We start from the raw sequence: 20,099 nt of genomic DNA on the forward strand, positions 1-20,099 counted from the left end.
AGTTAGGCGTCACCCCGGCGCCCGCTCCGCCCAGCCCGCAAACGTCTTCTCCAGCGCTACGACGATATAATACAGCACGATCCCCAAGAGCGCCAAGGCGATAAGGACGGCGAACATCAGCGGGTAGTCCGAACTGATCTTGCCGCTGTCGAAGAGCGCGCCGAGGCCGCGGCCGTGGGGGGAGATGATCTCCATCAGGTTGGTGCCGATAAAGGCCAGCGTGACCGACACTTTCAGCGCGCCGAAGAACTCGGGCAGGGTCTTGGGCAGCGCGATCTTCCAGAACACCGTCACCTGCGAGGCGCCGAGGGAGCGCAGGATGTCGCGGTATTCCGGCTCCAGCGTGCTCAGGCCGATGGAGACGGAGACGGCGATGGGGAAGAAGGAGATCATGAAGGCGATGAGGATCGTGTTCATGTCGTGCTGGCCCACGAACATCAGCGCGAGGATCGGCACCACGGTCGCCTTGGGGATCGCGTTGAACCCCACCAGCAGCGGGTAGAGCCCGTCGCGCACCGTGCGCGAGAAGCCCATCACCATGCCCACCGCCACGCCGAAGACGATGGCGAGCGCGAGCCCCGCCACGGTGCGCCAGAGCGTCTGCCAGCCGTATTCGAGAAACAGCCAGCGGAATTTCCAGAAGGCGGGCCAGAGATCGGACGGCGCGGCCATCTTGTAGGTCGGCCAGCCGTTGACCCAGACCAGCCATTCCCAGCCCGCCAGGAACAGCAGGATGGCGATCACGGGGGCGGCGAATTTCCTGAGCGATGTCATTGGGCGGCCTCCTGCGGTTCGGCGGGGGCGCGGCCCTGCGCGACCTGGATCTGGTGGCGCAGGATCGCGAGCATCTCGGTCGCGGGCTGGGCATAGAGATCGTCCAGCGTGCGGTCCGCGGGCAGTGTGTTGGCCAGAACGTATTGCGATGTCGCGGGCCGGCCGGACAGCACGACGATGTTGTCGGCGAGGAACACGCTTTCGCGCAGGTCGTGGGTGATGAGCACGGCGGTGAATTTTTCCTCGTGGCGCAGGCGGGCCATGGTCTGCCAAAGGTCCTCGCGGGTGAAGGCGTCGAGCGCGCCGAAGGGTTCGTCCAGGATCAGCACCTCGGGGCGGTGGACGAGCGCCCGGCAGAGTGAGGCGCGCTGGCGCATCCCGCCGGACAACTCGGACGGGCGCTTGTCTTCGAACCCCTCCAGCCCGACCAGCGACAGCAGTTCGCGGGCGCGCGCTTCCTGGTCTGAGCGGGACATGCGCTGGCCGACGATTTCCAGCGGAAGCATGACGTTGCGCAGGATCGTGCGCCATTCCAGCAGGACCGGGTTCTGGAACGCCATGCCGACCGTCGGGCGCGGCGAGGTGACCATCTTGCCACCCAGCCAGACCTGCCCCTCGTCCGGGCGCATCAACCCTGCGATCAGGCGGGTGAGGGTGGACTTGCCGCAACCCGAAGGGCCGACGACCGCGGTGAAGCTGCCTTCGGCCATCTTGATGTTGAGGTTGTCCAGCACCGGCAGGGGGCCGGCATCGGTCTGGTAGGCATGGGTGATTTCGCGCAATTCGATATGCGCCGGCATGTGTGTCATGGGGCCTGGGACCGGTGCGGGACGGCTGCCGGGGCGGCGGGCTGCGTCCGGAAGGCGCCGTCGTGACCCGTTTCGGACACCTGCAGGGAGCCTTTAGCGGTTCCGTGGGGTCCTGTCCGGGTCGCGCCGGTGCCGTCCGGGGCCGAACGGGCGCGGCAGGGTCGGTGTGGACGGGGCCGGGGGCCGCCGTGTGGCGCGGCCCCCGTGCGGTTCGTGCGGGTCGGCGCGGATCAGTTCAGCGCGATGCCGCCGTCGGGCAGGTAGGCATCGGTGAAATAGAGCGACGCATCGGGCGTGGTCTGGAATTCGAAGGTTTCGGCAAGCTGCGACAGCGATTTCTCGAACCGCGCGGCGTCGATGTTGCCCATCCCGTTTTCCATCACGTAGGGCGTCATCACGTTGGCATCGAGCGCGAGTTGCAGGCGGCGGGTTTCCAGTGCCGCATCGCCGGCGGGATTGCGTTCAAGCAGTTGTGCGACGGCGGCCTCGGGATCGGCGATGGCGTCCTTCCAGCCCGCGCCGACGGCGGCGATGAAGCCTTTCACCGCGTCGGGGTTCGCGGCCGCGAAGTCGGTGTTCACGATGATCGCGTTGCCGTAAAGCGCAAGCCCGTGATCGGCCATCAGGATGGTGGAGATGTCATCCTCGGGCACGCCGAGCCGCACGAGGTTGAGGTAGCTGGAGAAGTTGAACCCGGTCACGGCGTCCACCTTGCCTTCGGCCAGCATCGGCTCGCGGGTCGGGAAGCCCACCGGTTCGACGGTGATCGCGTCCATGTCCAGTTCGTTGGCGCTGGCGAAGGGGGCGAACTGCGCCCATGCGCCATCGGGCGGCGGAGCGCCGAGGATGCGGCCTTCGAGATCCTTCGGGGCTTCGACGCCAAGGCTCTTGCGGCCGACGACGGCGAAGGGCGGCTTGTCGTAGGTCATCATCACCGCGATCACCGGCGCGCCGGGGTTCTGGTCGAGGAATTTCACGAGGCTGTTGATATCGGCGAAGCCCACCGGGTAGGCACCGGTCGCCACTTTCGGGATCGCATCGAGCGAGCCCGCACCGGCGGTCACCGTGACCTCCAGCCCCTGTTCCGCGAAATGCCCGTTGTCGATGGCGGCGAAATACGGCGCCGCCGGGCCTTCGAATTTCCAGTCGAGGGCGAAGTCGATGGTGGTCTGGGCGCCGGCGGAACCGGCCGCAAGGCTGGCGGCCAGGCCCAGGCTGCACAGGGCGCGCTGGAACATCAGGGAGGTCCTTTCGTTGGGTGGCGTGGGCTTGCGCCGGGATGCGCCACGTTGCTTCGTGTCAGCCGAAGCCTAGCCGACCGGTCGGGGAGCGGAACGGGACGGCGGGACAGGCGACGCGCAAATCGCGGCGCGCCGCAGAATGCGCCGTTTTGCTGCGCGTGTCGCCCAAAAATTAGGCGAATTGCGAAAGGGTTGCCGGGCCGGGGCTGCTATAGGAACAGGCGGAACACGCCGTAGCCGTCGCCGTCCAGCCCGAGCGGAGCGAGCTTTCGGTCCGGGTCGCCGTGGTCGTCCAGCGTGACCTGCGGCGCCGTGCGCAGCAGCGCGGTCGCGCCCAGAGGGGCGAAGCGGTGCGGCGCGGGGCCGTCCGCCGCGATCTCGCCCGCCCCGGCGACGTGGCGCAGCAGGAGGTCCAGCAGCGGCTCGCGCGAGTGTATGCGCGGCGTGCCCTTCGGGATCATCCCGTAGCCGCCGCCGCCGCTGGCGCGGTAGCTGTTGGTCGCCACCGCGAACTTGTCGGTGTCCGCGATCGCGCGCCCGGCATGGTAGAGCGCGGTGACGCGCCCGGCGCGGGGCGACCTGTCGGCCTGCGGTTCGTCTGTGCCGTCCATGCCGGTCCAACCCGCGCCGTCCTCGGCCAGCGCGCCGCTTGCGGGCGGCTGTGCCGCCGTCAGCGCGCGCCCGGTCTGTGCATCGTGCAGCGGCGGCCGCGACAGGTCGAGCGTGTAGGTCAACCCATGAATTTCGTCGAAGGTGTAGGCCGCCGCTGCCGGATCGATCAGCGTTGCATCGCGGGCCCCGCGCGGCACAGTGCAATAAGCCGACGCCGCCCGTTCGAGCCACGCCCGCAGGTCTGCCCCGGTCACCGCGAGCACGCACAGTTGGTTTGGAAAGGGCGACAGTTCCACCATGTGGCGGTGGCGCAGTTGGCCTGCGGGGATGTCCACGAACCCATCCGGCCCGGTCGGCCCGCCATGCTTGAACGGCGCCGCCGCGCTGAGCAGCGGCAGCCCGTCCAGCGCGGTGCCGGTCACCAGCCGCCGGGCGTGTGCCGCCTGCGCCTCGGCCAGCAGGGCGAGGGCCGGCGCCCGCCCGGTCAGCGCGAAGACGCTGTGCAGCCGGGTGCGGCTATGGCCGACGATCCGGCCCATCTGCCCGCGCGTTGCGCGGTGCGCCGGGGCCGTCAGGTCCAGCACCGCGGGGTCGGCGGCCGTGTCCTTCACAGGGCGCAGCGACACATCGGCCGCCGCCAGCCGCCAACCGCCGCCGGGCCGCGCTGCCAGGGCGAGGTCGAGCACGCCGAGATCGCTGCCGAACGCGCCGGCCATCGCCGCGGGCTTGCCCGCCAGCCGCCCCGCTGCCGCATCCACACCGGGCGTGCCGTGGAAATCGGGCCCCGGCAGCCGCCGGTGGCTGTGCCCGGCAAGAACGACATCGATTCCGTCAATTCGCGCCACGGCGAGGCTGGTGTCCTCCTCCATCGGTGCGGGCCGGGCGCTGCCGATCCCGGCGTGGCTGAGCGCGATCACCAGGTCGCATCCGGCGGCGCGCAGGGCGGGCAGGTGCGCGCGCACGGCCTGCGCCGCGTCGCGGGCGGCCACGCGCCCGCGCAGCACGGCGGCATCCCAAACCGCGCTTTGCGGCGGTGCGGTGCCGATCAGCCCGATCCGCAGCGGCTGGGCGCAGCCCTGCGTGTCTGGCACCTGCCGGTCGAGGATGCACCAGGGCGGCACGATCGGGGTATCCTCGGGCGGGGTCGCGCCGAGATCGGCCACGAGGTTGGCGCAGAGCACCGGGAAATCGGCCCCGGCGAAGGCCGCTGTCATCGGGTCCAGCCCGTAGTTCAGGTCGTGGTTTCCCAGCGCGGCGGCGTCGTAGCGCAGGTGGTTCATCGCGCGGATCATCGGGTGCACCGGGCCCGGTGCTGCAGGGTCGTCGGTGGTGTTGATACGGGCGGTGCTCTGCAGCGCGGCCCAGTCGCCAAGTGCGGTGCCCTGCAGGATGTCGCCGCAATCGACCAGCAGGGTGCGGTCCTGGCCTGCCTCGGCGCGCGCCGCCGTGATCAGCGTGGCAAGGGCCGCGAGACCGCGGCCTTTGGTCGGCCGGTCGGTCTGGTAGTCGTGAGGCCAGACATGGGCGTGCAGGTCGGTGGTGCACAGGATGCGCAGGCGCAGGGTGGCGGGCGTTGCCGGGTCTGCCGGGGCCGAGTCTGCGGGGTCTGTCACGTCATTGGCCCTTCTGCTGGGGACTGCGTGCCGCATGATCGGCAACAATCCGCCGAGAGGCAACCAAGGGTTGAAAAAGTTCTGGCAGATCGGGCGCTTGTGTTGCGCGCGCGCCATGCCGCCCGGGGCGTGTGCCGCGTCGGGAGCGGCCTTCGCGGGACATCGGGCGGCGCATCGTGCGCGGGACCGGGCGGGATCTGCGCGGGGTTTGCAATGCGCGCGGGCCTGTGCCATTCGGCGGGCAGCATGACCGACCTTTCTGGATCTCCCGCCGGCGCGTTGCGCCTGTCCGCCGCGCTGACCTTCGGCGGCTCTGGCCTCGATCGCGCCGCACATATGCGCGGCGATCCTGCGGCTCTGGCGGCGGCCTGGGCGCATCCTGGCGCACGGGTGCTGCCATTGTGGCGCGACAAGCCGCTGGTCACGGGCAGCCCGGTGGATGGTCTGGGATGGCTTGCCGTGGACCAGCCGGGGCTGACGGAGGCGGGCCCGCCGATATTCCTGGGTCTGGACGCGGGCGCGGCCCCACGCTTCGCCGTCGACCTCTCCGGCTGGACCCCCGAAGTGCCGCCCGAGGGGCCGCTGGACGGCTTTCTCGATCAGAGTGAACAGGTGCATCCGCTGTTTCCCGGCGACACGCGCTTTGCCGAACTGCGCGCCTGCATGACGCGGCTGTCGGCGCGCGACGCGGAACTGGCGGCCACCGCGCGGGCGCTCACCGGCTGGCACGCCCGGCACGGTTTCTGCGCGAAATGCGGCGCAGCAAGCCTGCCTGCGCAGGCTGGCTGGCAGCGCGACTGCCCGGCTTGCGGCGCACATCATTTCCCGCGGACCGATCCGGTGGTCATCATGCTCGTCACACGCGGCAACGCGGTGCTCATGGGCCGCTCTCCGGGCTGGCCCGAGAAGATGTATTCGCTGCTTGCCGGGTTCGTGGAGCCGGGTGAGACGCTGGAGGCGGCGGTGCGCCGCGAGGTCTTCGAAGAGGCGGGCGTGCGCGTCGGGCGGGTGGATTACATCGTCAGCCAGCCCTGGCCCTTCCCGGCCAGTCTAATGATGGCCTGCCGGGGCGAGGCGCTGAGCGCGGAAATCACCATCGACCCGGCCGAGATCGAGGAAGCGCGCTGGGTCAGCCGCGAGGAGATGGTCGAAGCCCATCTTGGCACCCATCCCGAGATCACGGCGGCGCGGCCGGGCGCGGTCGCGCGCTATGTGGTGGAACGCTGGCTTGCGGACGAAACGGGTGCCGCGCCGGTGCCCCTGCAGGTCTGAGGCGCTGTGCGGGTTCACCTGACGCAGCCGGTCGCGCGGCCGCCCGGCCCGGTCCATGACGCCGTCGCTGATGTCGATGCGCTGCTGGCGCGGATGGCGGGATCGCGGCTGGTGGTAGTGCCTGCTCCGGGTGGTGACGCCTGGACGGTCACGCTGAACCTGCACGGCATCGAACGGCGCGGCGCGCTGCACGTGACGGAGCGGTATCCCGGCACCGGCTACCTGCTGGAGGGCGAAATCGACGGGCTGGCGCTTTCGGGGCTGGTGCGGGTCGGCCCCGTGCCCGAGAACGCGGGGCCGCAGGCCGACGCGAGCATGTTGGAGGTCACGCTGGCGCTGGCCGCGCGGTCACTCCGCGGGCGCATGGTACTGGCCAGCCTGCGGCTGATGCAGGACAGTTTGCACGCCCGGCTCGCTGCCCGACTGGCCGCTGTCGCGCAGGCGATGGAAACGGCCGACTGAGCAGGTTTCGCGTGCCGCGATGGTCAGTCGTGGCGGCGGGGATCGGCGGGATAGGTGCCGAGGATTTCCAGCGTCGAGGTGAAGTAGTCGAGTTCTTCAAGCGCGCGGGCGACCGCCGGATCGGCCGGGTGGCCTTCGATGTCGGCGAAGAACTGCGTGGCCGTGAACGAGCCGCCCACCATGTAGCTTTCCAGCTTGGTCATGTTCACGCCGTTGGTCGCGAACCCGCCCATCGCCTTGTAGAGCGCGGCGGGAATGTTGCGCACGCGGAACACGAAGCTGGTCATCATCCCGTGGCTGCCGCGCGGCGCCGGGTCCGGCTCTCGGGCCATGATGAGGAACCGGGTCGTGTTGTTGCTCTGGTCCTCGATATGGCGGGCCAGCACGTCCAGCCCATAGATCCGGCCGGCCAGTTCCGACGCGAGCGCGGCGCGCGCCGGATTGCCCTCGCGCGCGACGATCTGCGCCGACCCGGCTGTGTCCGCGCCGGTCACGGGATGGATGTCGTTCTCGCGCAGGAAACCGCGGCACTGTCCCAACAGCACGGTGTGCGACATCGCCTCGCGCACCTCGGCCAGCGGCGTGCCGGGCACCGCCAGCAGGTTGATGTGGACCCGCACGAACGCCTCGTCGATGATGTGCAGCCCGCTTTCCGGCAGCAGGCGGTGGATGTCGGCCACCCGGCCGTAGGTGGAATTCTCCACCGGCAGCATCGCGAGGTCGGCCGACCCGTCGCGCACCGCGTCGATCACGTCCTCGAATGTGCGGCAGGCCAGCGCCGCATGATCGGGCCGGGCGGCGTGGCAGGCTTCGTGGGAATAGGCGCCTTCGACGCCCTGGAACGCGATGCTTGGCATGAAACGGGGGTGTCCTGCTGATCTTGCGGCAGGCAAGCGCCCGCGCACTGGTCGTTTGGTCGCGGGATTATACCTTGAAGCCGGTCATGGGAACCCGCTACATGACGCCAAGTTCGGAACAAGAGGCTGCGTAATGCTTGACACGATGACACTGACAAAGGTTGTGGGCGCGTTCTGTGGTGCGCTGCTGGTCTATCTGCTGGGCGGATGGCTTGGTGAGGCGCTGTATCACGGCGGCGGGCACGGCGCGCACGAGCAGGCCTACGTGATCGACACTGGCGAAGGTGACGATGCCGCCGAAGACGAAGCGCCGGTCGATTTCCTGACGCTGGTGCAGAGCGCGGATGCAGGTGCGGGCGAGCGGATCTTCCGCCAGTGCGGTGCGTGCCACAAGATCAACGAGCCGGTGAACGGTGTCGGCCCGCATCTTGACGGCGTCATGGGCCGCGAGATCGCCGCGATCGGTGATTTCGGCTATTCCGGCGCGCTGCCCTCGGGCGAGGTCTGGACGCTGGAGAACATGAACGCCTGGATCCAGAACCCGTCGGGCTTCGCCAGCGGCACCTCCATGTCCTATCGCGGTCTGGCCGATGACGAGGACCGCGCGGACCTCGTGGCGTACCTGATTTCCAAGTCGCCGGACTACACGCTGCCGTCCGAGTGATCCTTGCGTCACGGGCCACCTGTGGTGGGCCGGGCGCTGCACGGAAGTGCCGCCCTTTATGCAAGCCGTCCGTTCGCGGGCGGCTTTCTTCGTTTTGTTGCGCGCGCAGGCGGTCACGGTTTCGCAATCGTGCCTTGAATGTGCCGGGCATTGAGCCATAGCTTATGCTTCGACAATCGTGCGCGATCTGTCGCAGACCCCGTTCCAGACGCCGGAGGACCCGATGCCGCACCACCCCGATGATGCCGACACCGCAACCCGGCCGTCCCGCCATAGGCTTGCCGCGCTTCTGGCGGCTGTACTGGCCGCGTCCGGCACCGGCGGGACCGCCGCGGCGCCTGGGGCGGACTGGATAACCGCGCATGGCATCGCGACCTTCGGTGGGCTGAAATACGCGGCCGATTTCGCGCATCTGGACTATGTCAATCCGGAGGCGCCCAAGGGCGGGGAGATGTCGGTCTGGACCTTCGGGTCATTCGACAGCATGAACCCGTATACGCTGAAGGGCCGTGCGGCGGGGCTTGCCTCCATTTTCTTCGAGACGCTTCTGACCGGCACCGCGGATGAGATCGGCACGGCCTATTGCCTGCTGTGCGAGACCATCAGTTATCCGCCCGACCGCAGCGAGGTGATCTTCACCCTCCGCGAGGGGGTGGCGTTTTCCGACGGCAGCCCGCTGACCGCACGGGACGTGGTGTTCTCGTATGAATTGCTGCGCGAGAAGGGCCTGCCGAGTTTCCGCGCGCAGCTGGCGCTGAAGGTGGAAAGCGCCGAGGCGCTGGACGATCGCCGCGTGCGCTTCGTGTTCAGCGAAGGAATTCCGACGCGCGACCTGATCCAGGACGTGGGCGGCCTGCCGGTGTTCTCGCAGGCCGATTACGAGGCGAACGACCGCGATTTCGAGGAGAGCACGCTGGAGCCTTTGCTGGGCTCCGGGCCCTACGTCATGGGGCGCATGGATATCGGTCAGACCATCGTCTACGACCGCGACCCCGACTACTGGGGCGCCGATCTGCCTATCAACCTAGGGCGGTACAATTTCGATCATCTGCGGATCGAGTACTATGCCGATTACAACGCCGCTTTCGAGGGGTTCAAGGGCGGCAGCTATACCTTCCGCAACGAGGCGAGCTCCAAGATCTGGGCGACCGGATACGACTTTCCCGCCATCGACGAAGGTTATGTCAGGAAGGAAGAATTGCCCAACGGCGCGAAGGCGACCGGACAGGCCTGGGTGTTCAACCTGCGCCGCCCGCAGTTCCAGGACCCCCGTGTGCGCGAGGCGATCGGGACCATGTTCAACTTCGAATGGACCAACGAGACGCTGTTCTACGGGCTTTACGACCGCGTGGACAGCTTCTGGGACAATTCCTATCTTGAACCGGAAGGCCCGCCCAGCGAGGCGGAACTGGCGATCTTGCGCCCGCTGGTCGAGGACGGGCTGATCGACGAAAGCCTGCTGACCGACCCGCCGTTCAGCCTGCCCGCCAGCGGCGACCGGCAGCTGGACCGGGGTAACCTGCGCCGCGCCTCCGCGCTGCTGGACGAAGCGGGCTGGATCGTCGGCGACGACGGGTTGCGGCGCAAGGACGGACAGACCTTGACCGTCGAGTTCCTGAACGACAGCCAGACCTTCGATCGGGTCATCAATCCCTATGTGGAGAACCTCAAGCGTCTGGGCGTGGATGCCCGCCACACGCGGGTGGACAACGCGCAGGCCGAGGCGCGCGAACGCCCGCCAGAATACGATTTCGACCTGGTGACGACCTTCATGGCCACGAACTACATCCCCGGCACGGATCTGCGGCAGTATTTCGGGTCAGAAACCGCCGATGCGGACGTGTTCAACAAGATGGGCCTGCGCGACCCGGCAGTGGACCGGCTGATCGACGTGGTGCTGGACGCCGAGACCGAAGAGGACCTGCACGCCGCCATCATGGCGCTGGATCGGGTGCTGCGGTCGCTGAAGTTCTGGGTGCCGCAATGGAACAAGACCACGCACACGGTCGCGTTCTACGACATGTACGGCCATCCCGAAGAATTGCCGCCCTACGCGCTGGGGAATCTCGATTTCTGGTGGTACGACGCCGAAAAGGCCGCCGCGCTTGAAGCCGCCGGGGCGCTTTAGGGCATGGGGGCCTACATCCTGCGCCGCCTGGGGCTGATCGTCCCGACGCTGATCGGCATCATGCTGATCAACTTCGCCATGATCCAGTTCGTCCCCGGTGGCCCGATCGAGCAGATCATCGCACAGATGGACGGGCAGGGCGACGTCTTCGAAACCGTCGGCGGCGGCGCGGACGCCGGGGCCGGAGGCGGGGGGGAGACCAGCGACCGCTACACCGGCGCGCGCGGCCTGCCGCCCGAGTTCATCGCCGAGCTGGAAGCGCAGTTCGGCTTCGACAAGCCCGCCTGGCAGCGCTTTCTGACCATGCTGTGGGACTATGCACGCTTCGATTTCGGGGAAAGCTATTTCCGCTCGATATCGGTCGTGGATCTGGTGATCGAGAAGTTGCCAGTGTCGATCAGTCTCGGGTTGTGGTCCACGCTGATCGCTTACCTGGTGTCAATCCCGCTCGGCATCCGCAAGGCAGTGCATGACGGATCGAAATTCGACACATGGACCTCGGGGCTGATCATCGTCGGCTACGCGATCCCGGGGTTCCTTTTCGGCATCCTGTTGCTGGTGCTCTTCGCGGGCGGATCGTACTTCCAGATATTTCCGCTGCGCGGTCTTGCCTCGGACAACTGGGACGAACTGAGCGCATTGGGGAAGGTGGCGGATTACTTCTGGCACATCACGCTGCCTGTGCTCGCCTCCACCATATCGGCCTTCGCGACGCTGACGCTGCTGACGAAAAACAGCTTCCTCGACGAGATCAAGAAGCAATACGTGATGACCGCCAAGGCGAAGGGCCTGACAGAAAGCCGCGTTCTGTACGGCCATGTGTTCCGCAACGCGATGCTGATCGTGATCGCGGGCTTCCCGGCGGTGTTCGTGTCCGTGTTCTTCGGCGGATCGCTGATCATCGAGACGATCTTCTCGCTTGATGGGCTGGGGCGGCTCGGGTTCGAGGCGGCGGTGAGCCGCGACTACCCGGTGATCTTCGGCACGCTCTACGTTTTCGGGCTGATCGGGCTGCTGATGGGGCTGGTGTCGGACCTGATGTATGTCTGGATCGACCCGCGCATCGACTTCGAGACACGGGAGACCTGAGATGGCGCTGGCCGAGCATCCCGCCGACATTCCCGCCGTGCGGCCGTCGCGCCTGTCGCCGCTGAACCAGCGGCGCTGGCGCAACTTCCGGGCGAACGGGCGAGCCTACTGGTCGCTGATCGTGTTCTCGCTGCTGTTCGGCCTGTCGTTGTTCGCGGAGTTCATCGCGAACGACAAGCCGATCCTGGTGCAGTATCGCGGGGAGTATTTCACGCCGATCTTCAACTTCTACCCCGAAACGGCCTTCGGCGGCGATTTCGCCACCGAGGCGATCTATCGCGATGTCGAGGTGCGCTGCCTGATCGTTTCGGGCGGGCTGGAGGATTGCTGGGACGACCCCGAGGGGGTGATCGCACAGGTTGAGGACACAGGCGCCTTCGACGGTGCGGACGTGGAGCGCGGCTGGCTGATATGGCCGCTGATCCCGTTCAGCTATGACACGATCAACGACATCGAGGGCACGGCCCCGTCGGCGCCGGATGGCACGCACTGGCTTGGCACCGACGACACGGCGCGCGACGTGCTGGCTCGGGTCATCTACGGCTTCCGCCTTTCGGTGCTGTTTGCGCTGGTGGTCACGGCGCTCACATCGGTGATCGGCGTTGCGGCGGGGGCGGTGCAGGGCTATTTCGGCGGCTGGGTGGACCTGATCTTCCAGCGCGTGATCGAACTGTGGGGCGCGACACCGAGCCTTTACATCATCATCATCGTCGCGGCGATTTTCCAGATGGATTTCTGGCTGCTGGTATTCCTGATGACACTGTTCGGCTGGACCGCGCTGGTGGGTGTGGTGCGCGCCGAGTTCCTGCGTGCGCGCAACTTCGAATATGTCCGCGCGGCCCGCGCGCTGGGGGTCGGCAACGCGACCATCATGTTCCGCCATGTGCTGCCGAACGCGATGGTGGCGACGCTGACCATGCTTCCCTTCGTCATCACCGGCACGCTGGGCAGCCTTGCTGCGCTGGATTTCCTCGGGTTCGGGCTGCCGTCCTCGGCCCCGTCGCTTGGTGAACTGACCTTGCAGGCCAAGCAGAACCTGCAGGCGCCGTGGCTGGGCTTCACCGCCTTCTTCACCTTCGCGATCATGCTGTCGCTGCTGGTGTTCATCTTCGAGGGCGTGCGCGACGCCTTCGATCCGCGAAAGACGTTCCAATGACCCAGCACGTGCTCAGCGTCGAAAATCTCGATGTGCGGTTCAGCCAGGACGGCAAGACGGTTCATGCCGTGCGTGGGGTCAGCTTCACGGTGGGCGCGGGCGAAACCGTGGCGCTGGTCGGCGAAAGCGGGTCGGGCAAGTCCGTCACCGCGCTGAGCACCGTGTCGCTGTTGCCGGGCAATGCCACTGTCGCGGGATCGGTGAAGTTCGGCGAGCGCGAGATGGTCAACGCTCCGGAGGCGCGGCTGCGCGACATTCGCGGCAACGACATAAGCTTCATCTTCCAGGAGCCGATGACCAGCCTGAACCCGCTGCACACGCTGGAAAAGCAGATCGGCGAAAGCCTGAAGCTGCACCAGGGTCTGACCGGCGACAAGGCGCGCGCGCGGATCATCGACCTTCTGGAAAAGGTCGGTATCCGCGAGGCGGAAAGCCGTCTGGGAGCCTATCCGCACCAGTTGTCGGGCGGGCAGCGCCAGCGCGTCATGATCGCCATGGCACTGGCCAACGGACCCGAGCTGCTGGTCGCGGACGAGCCGACGACCGCGCTCGACGTGACGATCCAGGCTCAGATCCTGGACCTGCTGCAGCGACTGAAGGACGAGGAGGGGATGAGCCTTCTGTTCATCACCCACGACCTTGGCATCGTGCGCCGTTTCGCGGACCGGGTCTGCGTGATGAAGGACGGCGCCATCGTGGAACAGGGCCGCACCGAGGAGGTGTTCGCGAACCCGCAGCACGCCTATACGCGGATGCTGCTGGAGGCGGAGCCGACCGGCCGGCCGGACCCGGTGCCCGAGGCCGCCGAGAATGTCATCGACTGCACTGACCTGCGGGTGTGGTTTCCGATAACGCGGGGTATCCTGCGCCGCACCGTGGGTCATGTGAAGGCGGTGAACGCGGCCACCTTGACCGTGCGGTCGGGCGAGACGCTCGGCATCGTGGGCGAGTCGGGGTCTGGCAAGACCACGCTGGCGCTCGCGCTGATGCGGCTCGTCGGATCGGAAGGGCCGATCGTGTTCCAGGGAAGCGACATCCAGGGTGCGAAGTCCAAGGCGTTGCGCCCGGTGCGGCGCCACATGCAGATCGTGTTCCAGGACCCGTTCGGGTCGCTCAGCCCGCGGATGAACGTGGGCCAGATCATCGCCGAGGGGCTGGGCGTGCACGGTGTGCCGGACGGGCGCGCGCCGCAGGACCTGGTGGCCGAGATGCTGAGCGAGGTCGGGCTCGATCCGGCGATGGCGGACCGCTATCCGCACGAGTTTTCGGGCGGCCAGCGACAGCGCATCGCCATCGCGCGCGCGATGATCCTGCGCCCGCGCCTTGTTGTGCTGGACGAGCCGACCAGCGCGCTGGACATGACGGTTCAGGTGCAGATCGTCGACCTGCTGCGCGGGCTTCAGCGGAAATACGGTCTGGCCTACCTGTTCATCAGCCACGATCTGCGGGTGGTGCGCGCCATGGCCCACAAGGTGATCGTGATGAAACAGGGCGACATCGTGGAGTCGGGCAGCGGTACCGAGATATTCGAGGCGCCCAAGACAGAGTACACGCGCGCGCTGCTGGCCGCCGCGCTGAACATCACGCCCGATGCGGAGGGCGGCAGCGTCGTGGTGCCGCTGCGGCGGCGCGGCGGCTGACGAGCGCGCGGCCGCCCCACACGGGTCTTTGATGACGTTGGGTAATATGTTAACCTTTCAGCGGTTCACACTGGGAGGTATTCATGAGGACGTCATTTCTTGCCAGCGGCTTTGCCGCAGCGCTTGCCGCCGGGGGCGCTTCGGCGGCGCCCGTGCTGCAGGATCTCACCACATGGCTGAGCGCCCCGGAGCCCGAGACGGAGCTTCAGAGCGGGGGTATAAACGTGACGCCCCAGTCGGTTGACATGGGAGGGAACGGGTACAGGGCCTATGTCTCTCCGGTCCCGGTTGTCGGCGACTGGGTGATGGCCGGACAAATGCGCGCCTATTCCGATGACGACACGATGGGCCTGGTGCTGAGTTACGGCGACGGCAGCAACAACATCCGCATCGGATGGGAAGGCGGCGGCGACTGGGAAAGCGAGGTCAGCCCCTTCGCAAACGGTGTCTGGATCGTAGAGGAAACCGGCGGCGTCGCGGCTACCATCTTCGAGGACGCAGCGAATTTCTGGTCGCTCAACGTCGTTTATGATTTCGAGGTGTCCAGCATCGGCGGCATCCTGAGCTTCAGCTTCGCCGATTCAGCCAATCCGGGCGTGGCCGTCGCGTCGGGGCAGGCGACCCCCGGTCGCAGCACGGACGGCCAGGTCGGCGTCTACAACGGCAGCAACAACACGGTCTTCTCGAACATAACGATAGACCGCGCGCCGTCCACAACGGTGGTGCCGCTTCCGGCGGGCCTGCCGCTGCTGACGGCGGGGCTGCTGGGGCTTGCGGCGTTCCGTCGCCGTGGCGGCTGAGCGGGTTCGGCCGCGTCTCGTCATGACGTTGAGTTGCGTGCCGCCCCGTCCGTCGGCGGGGCGCGCGTTCACACGGCGGAGGAATGTCCGCTTGCAGCCATTTCGTAGGCGTCGAAGCTGCGCGCGATCATGCGGGTCAGCGGGCGGCCTTCCGGGCGAATCTCGAACCCGCGAGGGGTGAGTTGCACGAAGCCTGCGAACTGGTCCAGTGCATCACGGTAAAGATCGGCCACTGCGCCCTGCGACAGTCCGAACCGCCCGGTCAATTCCGACGTCTCGACCCGGAAGTCGCACATCAGCGCCTCGATCACGCGGGCGCGCAGCAGGTCGTCACCGCGGAACGCGTGACCCCGCGCCACAGCGAACCCGCCCGCGCGGATGCGTTTGGTGTAGTCGCCGGTGGAGCCTGAATTCTGCGCGAAACCCTGGGGAAAGCGCGAGATCGACGAAGCCCCGAGCCCGACCAGCGCCGCGGCGGTGTCGTCGGTATAGCCCTGGAAGTTACGCCGCAGCCGCCCTTCGCGCTGCGCCCGTGCCAGACCGTCTTCGGGCCGGGCGAAATGGTCGATGCCGATGGCGTCGTACCCATCCCAGTCGAACAACTCTTGCGCGACATTGAACAGGGCCAGCCGCTCTTGCGGGGTCGGCAGCGCGTCGGACGGAATCATCGCCTGCCGCCGCGCCATCCACGGCACATGGGCATAGCCGTAAAGCGCAACCCGGTCGGGGCTGAGCGACAGCAACCGCAGCACGCTGTCGGCGATCTTTTCCGAGGTCTGGTGCGGTAGCCCGTAGAGGATGTCGGCATTCAGGCTGGCGATGCCGCGATCGCGCAGATCCTCGACCACGCGGCGGGTGATGTCGTAGGGCTGGATCCGGCCGATGGTGGCCTGGATATCCGGGTCGAAATCCTGGATTCCGATGCTGGCGCGTGTCATGCCCGCCGCGACCAGCGCATCGAGCCGCTGGGTGTCGATCTCGTTCGGGTCGATCTCGACCGAGAACTCGCCGCCCTCGGCCATCGGGGCCACGTCGAACAGCCTGTCCGCCAGTGCGCGCATCATGTCGGGCGACAGCAGGGTGGGCGTGCCCCCGCCCCAGTGCAGCCGCGACAGCCGCACGCCGGGCGCAAGATGCGCCTTCAGCAGCGCGATCTCGGTCTCCAGCGTCGTGAGATAGGCTTGTACGGTGGCAAGGTTGCTGGTGCCCTGGGTGCGGCAGGCGCAGAACCAGCACAAGCGGCGGCAGAAGGGGACATGAACGTAAAGCGAAATCTCGCTTCCCGCCGGGATCGCGCCGATCCAGCGTTGCATGTCGGCGGCCCCGACGGTCGCCGTGAATTGCGGCGAGGTCGGGTAGCTGGTGTACCGGGGCACCCGGCTGTCAAAAAGTCCCAGCTTGGAGAGTTGAGTTGATGTGTCCATGAGCGTAAACATGCGGGTGCCAACATGTCCTGACATTGATCCGGATCAACTGGATGAAGAAATGAGCTTCCAAACTGCGGCCGCTGCCGCGTCAATCAAATGCGGTGACTGCCCGATCCGGCACCGTGCCGTCTGTTCGCGCTGCGAGACGGATGAATTGCGCGAACTGGACGGGCTGAAATACTACCGCACCATCGAGGCGGGGCAGACCATCGTGTGGTCAGGCGACGAGATGGATTTCGTCGCCTCGCTTGTCAGCGGCATCGCGACCCTGTCCCAGACGATGGAGGACGGGCGCACGCAGATGGTCGGGCTTTTGCTGCCGTCGGATTTCGTAGGGCGGCCCGGACGGGCCGAGGCGGCCTATGACGTGACCGCGACGACCGACGTAACGTTGTGCTGTTTCCGCAAGAAGCCGTTCGAGGCGCTGATGATGCGCACTCCGCATATCGGCCAGCGCCTGCTCGAGATGACACTGGACGAGCTGGACGCCGCTCGCGAATGGATGCTGCTGCTGGGCCGCAAGACCGCGCGCGAGAAGATCGCGACGCTGCTTGCCATCATCATCCGGCGCGATGCGTCGCTTCACTTGCAGGCTGATGGCGGGGCGCTGGAGTTCGATCTGCCGCTGACCCGCGAGGCGATGGCCGACTATCTTGGCCTGACGCTGGAAACCGTGAGTCGCCAGATTTCCGCGCTGAAGCGCGAGGGGGTGATCGAATTGCGCGGCAAGCGCCATATCGTGATCCCCGATCTCGACCGCCTGATCGAGGAAACCGGCGACGACTCAGACGGCGGCGTGCTGACCTGACTTGCGGGCGGTCTTGCACCGGCGAACGCCCGGGCGGATCAGGCGCGCACCCGCAAAGGTCCTGACTTCTGGTCGGCGTGTGGGCCGTCCGGTCAGTGCGCCATCAGCAGCGGCACCCGTGCCCGTGACATCAACTCCCGCGTGGCCCCGCCAAGGATCGCCTCGCGGAAGCGCGAATGACCATAGGCGCCGGTCACCAGCAGGTCAGCGTCCTGTCCTTCGACATGGTCCATAAGCACGTCCGACACGCGCGGCTTGGTCTTGGGCAGCAGGGCGACCTCGGCCCGGATGCCGTGCCGGTCCAGCATCGTGCACAGGCGCTGGCCCGGCGCGGACTGGTCGGCGGCCCGCAGAGGCGGGTCGATCATCGCCACGCTGGCCGATCCGGCGAGCTTGAGGGCGGGCAGGGCGGCGCGCACCGCGCTCATCGCTTCCACGCCGCTGTTCCAGCCGACCACTGCGCGTCGGGGAAACTCGGGGGACAGCTCCGCAGCTGGCAGCAACAGCACGGGCGACTGCCCGGCGAACAGCGCCGCTTCCACGATCGCCACCGCCGCGTCGCCGCCGAGATCGCCCAGCGGCAGCGGCTGCACCACGAGATCGGAGAACATCGCCGCGCGGGCGACCACCTCGGTCAGCACGCCGAACTGCGTCACCATCGCCTGCGCGCTCCAGCGAACGTCCTCGGCAACGACGGCGGCTTCGGCCGCTGACTGCAGCGCCTCCGCCTTTTCGCGGGCCATGGCGATGCTGGTCTGTTGCAGCACCGCGTCGGCGCCGGCGAAGTAATAGCCTACCTGAACCTCGTCGATGCCGAGGCACAGTATGTCGAGATGCGCGTCCAGCCGCCGGGCAAGCTGCGCGCCTGCGGCAATCTGTGCCGCGCAGGCTTCGGAACTGTAGATGACCGTGAGCAACGTCCTGTAGGGCATGGGTTCCTCCGTTCGGAAATGCGGGACCGCGACTTTCCGTCCTGCTCGCATCCTTACCCCTCTGGGCTATCGTTGGTTTTGACATGGATCAAGGCTGATGCCGTCGCCACTGTAGATATCCACTCGCACTGTCAGGCCGACTGTCCTGTCATCCGAAGCTGACACCGGGCCCGTGCCCGGATCAGACCGGAAGGGACACAGAAGGGAACCAAAATGACCGATTATTTCAAGCTCGTTGTGCTGGGGCTGATCACCCTGGCGGCTGCGATCGCCGCGAACTACGCGCGCGATCTGGCCTACAACGTTCACATGCTTCTTATCATGATCATCGCCGGCGTGATGTTCCTCTACACGCTGCGCCGCGTGGGTGAACCGCAGCCGGCAACCGACACGTCGGGCTACATGGACGGCGTGGTGCGCTACGGTGTCATCGCCACCGTGTTCTGGGGAATCATCGGCTTTCTGGCCGGGACCTTCATCGCCTCGCAGCTGGCCTTTCCGCAACTGAACTTCGAATGGGCCCAACCCTATATGAACTTCGGGCGGCTGCGGCCGCTGCACACATCGGCGGTGATTTTCGCCTTTGGCGGCAATGCTTTGATCGCGACGTCGTTCTACGTTGTGCAGCGCACGACAGCGGCGCGCCTGTGGGGCGGGAACCTCGCGTGGTTCGTGTTCTGGGGCTACAACCTGTTCATCGTGCTGGCCGCGACGGGTTATCTGCTCGGCGCGACTCAGTCCAAGGAATACGCCGAACCCACGTGGTACATCGACCTGTGGCTGACCATCGTCTGGGTCGCCTACCTCGCGGTGTTCGTCGGCACGATCGTCAAGCGCAAGGAGCCCCACATCTACGTGGCGAACTGGTTCTACCTCGCTTTCATCATCACCGTGGCCATGCTGCACGTGGTCAACAACCTTGCGATCCCTGTGTCGATCTTCGGCTCCGCGTCGGTCGAGGTGATGGCGGGCGTGCAGGGGGCCATGACCCAGTGGTGGTACGGCCACAATGCCGTGGGCTTCTTCCTGACCGCGGGCTTCCTGGGCATGATGTACTACTTCGTTCCGAAACAGGCCGAACGCCCGGTGTTCAGCTACAAGCTGTCGATCATCCACTTCTGGGCGCTGATCTTCCTCTATATCTGGGCCGGGCCGCACCACTTGCACTATACCGCGCTGCCTGACTGGGCCTCGACGCTGGGCATGGTGATGTCGATCATCCTGTGGATGCCGTCCTGGGGGGGCATGATCAACGGCCTGATGACGCTGTCGGGCGCCTGGGACAAGCTGCGCACCGACCCGGTGATCCGGATGATGGTCGTCTCCATCGGCTTTTACGGTATGTCGACTTTCGAAGGCCCGATGATGTCGATCCGCGCGGTGAACTCTCTGTCGCATTACACCGACTGGACCATCGGTCACGTCCATTCCGGCGCGCTTGGCTGGAACGGAATGATCACCTTCGGCGCGCTCTACTTCCTCGTGCCGCGCCTGTGGAACCGCCAGCGGCTCTACTCGCTCAGCCTCGTGTCCTGGCACTTCTGGCTCGCCACCATCGGCATCGTGCTCTACGCGGCCTCGATGTGGGTGACCGGCATCATGGAAGGTCTGATGTGGCGCGAAGTCGATGCCAACGGCTTCCTCGTGAACTCCTTCGCCGACACCGTGGCGGCCAAGTTCCCGATGTATGTCGTGCGGGCGATGGGCGGGGCGCTTTACGTCACCGGCGCACTGATCATGGCCTACAACCTTTGGATGACCGCAACGCGGGGCGAGGCTGCGGCCAAGTCCCCCGCCGCGGCCCCGGCAGAATAA

At 66.9% G+C, this 20,099-nt stretch carries 17 protein-coding genes; 10 read left to right on the top strand and 7 right to left on the bottom strand.

The features are described 5' to 3' along the window. Positions 1-9: 9 nt before the first annotated feature. From DKT77_RS15800 to DKT77_RS15815, 4 genes are all read right to left on the bottom strand, one after another. Positions 10-774 (bottom strand): ABC transporter permease, encoded by a 765-nt coding sequence (locus DKT77_RS15800; RefSeq protein WP_109812636.1) that lies wholly within the window; start codon positions 772-774, stop codon positions 10-12. Further along, on the bottom strand, positions 771-1,574 hold the full coding sequence (locus tag DKT77_RS15805; RefSeq protein ID WP_109812637.1) for an ABC transporter ATP-binding protein: 804 nt from the start codon (positions 1,572-1,574) through the stop codon (positions 771-773). The genes DKT77_RS15800 and DKT77_RS15805 overlap by 4 nt, the downstream gene beginning before the upstream one ends. A gap of 239 nt (positions 1,575-1,813) precedes the next feature. Next, a complete protein-coding gene (locus DKT77_RS15810) occupies positions 1,814-2,821 on the bottom strand; it encodes an ABC transporter substrate-binding protein (protein ID WP_109812638.1) in 1,008 nt (335 codons plus the stop codon). Positions 2,822-3,033: 212 nt separating this feature from the next. Beyond that, positions 3,034-5,049: a 5'-nucleotidase C-terminal domain-containing protein gene (locus DKT77_RS15815; RefSeq protein WP_238547945.1), complete on the bottom strand. Its 2,016-nt coding sequence runs from the start codon at positions 5,047-5,049 to the stop codon at positions 3,034-3,036. Positions 5,050-5,295: 246 nt separating this feature from the next. Between DKT77_RS15815 and nudC the strand changes: the two genes are divergently transcribed. Further along, positions 5,296-6,321: an NAD(+) diphosphatase gene (gene nudC, locus DKT77_RS15820; RefSeq protein ID WP_238547946.1), complete on the top strand. Its 1,026-nt coding sequence runs from the start codon at positions 5,296-5,298 to the stop codon at positions 6,319-6,321. Positions 6,322-6,327: 6 nt separating this feature from the next. Continuing rightward, positions 6,328-6,783 carry a hypothetical protein gene (locus tag DKT77_RS15825; protein ID WP_109812640.1) on the top strand — a complete coding sequence of 152 codons (456 nt, stop codon included), beginning with the start codon at positions 6,328-6,330 and terminating at the stop codon, positions 6,781-6,783. 23 nt (positions 6,784-6,806) lie between these two features. Here DKT77_RS15825 and DKT77_RS15830 read toward each other — a convergent pair whose 3' ends face one another. Then, entirely contained in the window at positions 6,807-7,640 is an 834-nt protein-coding gene (locus tag DKT77_RS15830; RefSeq protein WP_109812641.1) for a prephenate dehydratase, read from the bottom strand. 133 nt (positions 7,641-7,773) lie between these two features. Here DKT77_RS15830 and DKT77_RS15835 point away from each other — a divergent pair, with 133 nt between their 5' ends. The 6 genes from DKT77_RS15835 (at position 7,774) to DKT77_RS15860 (ending at position 15,117) form a co-directional block, all read left to right on the top strand. Beyond that, positions 7,774-8,304, top strand: coding sequence for a c-type cytochrome (locus DKT77_RS15835; RefSeq protein WP_109812642.1), 531 nt, complete (start codon positions 7,774-7,776; stop codon positions 8,302-8,304). A 223-nt stretch (positions 8,305-8,527) separates the two neighbouring features. Continuing rightward, the gene (locus tag DKT77_RS15840) at positions 8,528-10,432 is read left to right on the top strand and encodes an extracellular solute-binding protein (RefSeq protein ID WP_109812643.1); all 1,905 of its coding nucleotides are present in this window, start codon (positions 8,528-8,530) and stop codon (positions 10,430-10,432) included. Positions 10,433-10,435: 3 nt separating this feature from the next. Then, positions 10,436-11,521 carry a microcin C ABC transporter permease YejB gene (locus tag DKT77_RS15845; RefSeq protein ID WP_109812644.1) on the top strand — a complete coding sequence of 362 codons (1,086 nt, stop codon included), beginning with the start codon at positions 10,436-10,438 and terminating at the stop codon, positions 11,519-11,521. Between the two features lies 1 nt (position 11,522). Then, positions 11,523-12,677: an ABC transporter permease gene (locus tag DKT77_RS15850; RefSeq protein WP_109812645.1), complete on the top strand. Its 1,155-nt coding sequence runs from the start codon at positions 11,523-11,525 to the stop codon at positions 12,675-12,677. Further along, positions 12,674-14,317 (top strand): ABC transporter ATP-binding protein, encoded by a 1,644-nt coding sequence (locus DKT77_RS15855; protein ID WP_109812646.1) that lies wholly within the window; start codon positions 12,674-12,676, stop codon positions 14,315-14,317. Before DKT77_RS15850 ends, DKT77_RS15855 begins: the two co-directional genes overlap by 4 nt. A gap of 83 nt (positions 14,318-14,400) precedes the next feature. After that, complete coding sequence (locus DKT77_RS15860) at positions 14,401-15,117, top strand: VPLPA-CTERM sorting domain-containing protein (protein WP_109812647.1); 717 nt, start codon at positions 14,401-14,403, stop codon at positions 15,115-15,117. 68 nt (positions 15,118-15,185) lie between these two features. Here the strand turns inward: DKT77_RS15860 and hemN are convergent, their stop codons facing one another. Next, positions 15,186-16,541, bottom strand: coding sequence for an oxygen-independent coproporphyrinogen III oxidase (gene hemN / locus DKT77_RS15865; RefSeq protein ID WP_109812806.1), 1,356 nt, complete (start codon positions 16,539-16,541; stop codon positions 15,186-15,188). Positions 16,542-16,602: 61 nt separating this feature from the next. On the opposite strand from hemN, the gene fnrL reads away from it, so the two are divergent. After that, a complete protein-coding gene (gene fnrL / locus DKT77_RS15870) occupies positions 16,603-17,352 on the top strand; it encodes a transcriptional regulator FnrL (RefSeq protein ID WP_109812648.1) in 750 nt (249 codons plus the stop codon). Positions 17,353-17,444: 92 nt separating this feature from the next. Here fnrL and DKT77_RS15875 read toward each other — a convergent pair whose 3' ends face one another. Next, positions 17,445-18,284, bottom strand: a complete 840-nt coding sequence (locus DKT77_RS15875) for a universal stress protein (protein ID WP_109812649.1) — start codon at positions 18,282-18,284, stop codon at positions 17,445-17,447. 213 nt (positions 18,285-18,497) lie between these two features. On the opposite strand from DKT77_RS15875, the gene ccoN reads away from it, so the two are divergent. Beyond that, positions 18,498-20,099: a cytochrome-c oxidase, cbb3-type subunit I gene (ccoN, locus tag DKT77_RS15880; protein WP_109812650.1), complete on the top strand. Its 1,602-nt coding sequence runs from the start codon at positions 18,498-18,500 to the stop codon at positions 20,097-20,099.

The organism is Meridianimarinicoccus roseus (assembly GCF_003172915.1).
GTDB classification, from domain to species: Bacteria; Pseudomonadota; Alphaproteobacteria; order Rhodobacterales; family Rhodobacteraceae; genus Meridianimarinicoccus; species Meridianimarinicoccus roseus.